The organism is Caldanaerobius fijiensis DSM 17918, from assembly GCF_900129075.1.
GTDB classification, from domain to species: domain Bacteria; phylum Bacillota; class Thermoanaerobacteria; order Thermoanaerobacterales; family Caldanaerobiaceae; genus Caldanaerobius; species Caldanaerobius fijiensis.
Window position 1 is genome coordinate 1 of sequence record NZ_FQVH01000080.1, and the last position, 1,602, is coordinate 1,602.

Genomic DNA, 1,602 nt, shown 5'->3' on the forward strand with positions numbered 1-1,602 from the left:
TCAACGGCACAAGTAAATTACGGACAGGGTACTGGTGCAAATTGGGGAAAACCATCTTACGGCGGTTTCGACAGACTGCAAAAGTACGGGTATAATGGGTACTGGTTTAGGACAACGTCTGATAAATATCCGATTACGGCAGCATGGGGTTGGAATCCTTTATATGGGTTTGTTGATAGTGTAATGTCAAGATCTGAGCAGTTTCCTCCTTCAGGGCCGACACAGCCGATGGATATATATTATACGCAGATAGACCCAAATGGTTATAAAATAAACAGCATAATTGGTATAGGTAATATTGCAGAAGTTGTATATCAATCTCGATATTATACAATAGATGGAGATGGTTCAAAACATCCTTCAGATGGATATGGCACTTATAATACTGCAGTTTTGCTTGTAAAACAGGATGGAAAATGGAAAGTTGCTGCATATACTGGTGGTGATGGTTGGCTTAAAGATATAATATCAACATTATAAAGCGAGTTGAAGTGTAAAATGTGCTTTATTTTTTTCTTACACAAAAAGGCGGAATATACCGCTCTTTTTTTTATCTTTGTGATATAATAAATGTGTATAGTACGGAAGAAAAGGGGGATAGAATGCCTCAAACATATGATTTGACTCTAAAAAGCATATTTTCAGAAATAGCAGATGACATAATCGTATATTTAACGGGTATAAGCCTCAAGAAACTGGAAGAACTCAATATAGAATTTGTCAAAGTGGAGCGCAGGGACAGCGATATGACATTCAAGTGTGACACGGATACGGGAGAGATTGCCGTTCATATAGAGTTTCAGTCCGAAAACGACAAAATGATGCCGTGTAGGATGCTGCGATACGCATTGGAGATAATGGAGAAGCACAAACTCAAGCCGTATCAGGTGGTACTGTATATAGGCAAGGATAAAGCAAAAATGGATAACGGGATTAACTATACGGTGGGGGATAATAAACTCGATTACAGGTACAGGATAATAGACATAGGTGAAATCAGATTTTCGGATATAGCGGAGACGAACTACTTTGATTTATATTCACTTTTGCCGATAGTTGACAGAAAGAAAAGGGCTGAAGCAGGAGAGAAGTATCTCAAGATGTGCGTGGACCTAATCAAAGATGCACCTGTGGACGTGGATGAAAAAAGGACGATACTGTTCAGAGCGGAACTGCTTTCAGGTATAGCCTACAGCAAAGAAGTTATAAAGAAAATTTTTGAGGAGGTGGAAAAAGTGTTAAAATTGGAAGAGCTGTCATCCTATAAGATGATTATGGAGAAAGGTATAGAGAAGGGCATAGAGAAAGGCAAAACAGAAGTAGTGCTAAAACTTTTTAATAGAAAGTTCAAGGAGTTTCCAAGAAAGTACGAGGAATTAATAAAAAGTGCTGATAATGAAATTTTGGAAAAGATAACGGATGACATATTTGACATAGAAAAACCGGAAGATTTGTAAAAATATTTCGTCAAGTAGTATATATCCGTCTCACAGGCACGCTTGAATTGCGTAAGGCATTCAGGCGTGCCTTTTTTATGGGAGGTGAGAAGCGGCATGTCAAAGGCTAAAAAGATAACGGTAGTTGCGATTATCCTACTGCTTG

The 1,602-nt window shown here is 38.3% G+C and carries 2 protein-coding genes; both read left to right on the plus strand.

Translation table 11 applies throughout. From position 1 onward, the window contains the following. Positions 1-480: hypothetical protein (locus BUB87_RS14475; RefSeq protein WP_159432439.1), on the plus strand; the 480-nt coding region annotated here is incomplete at its 5' end. 122 nt (positions 481-602) lie between these two features. Next, positions 603-1,457 carry an Rpn family recombination-promoting nuclease/putative transposase gene (locus BUB87_RS13895; RefSeq protein WP_073346680.1) on the plus strand — a complete coding sequence of 285 codons (855 nt, stop codon included), beginning with the start codon at positions 603-605 and terminating at the stop codon, positions 1,455-1,457. Positions 1,458-1,602 lie beyond the last annotated feature (145 nt).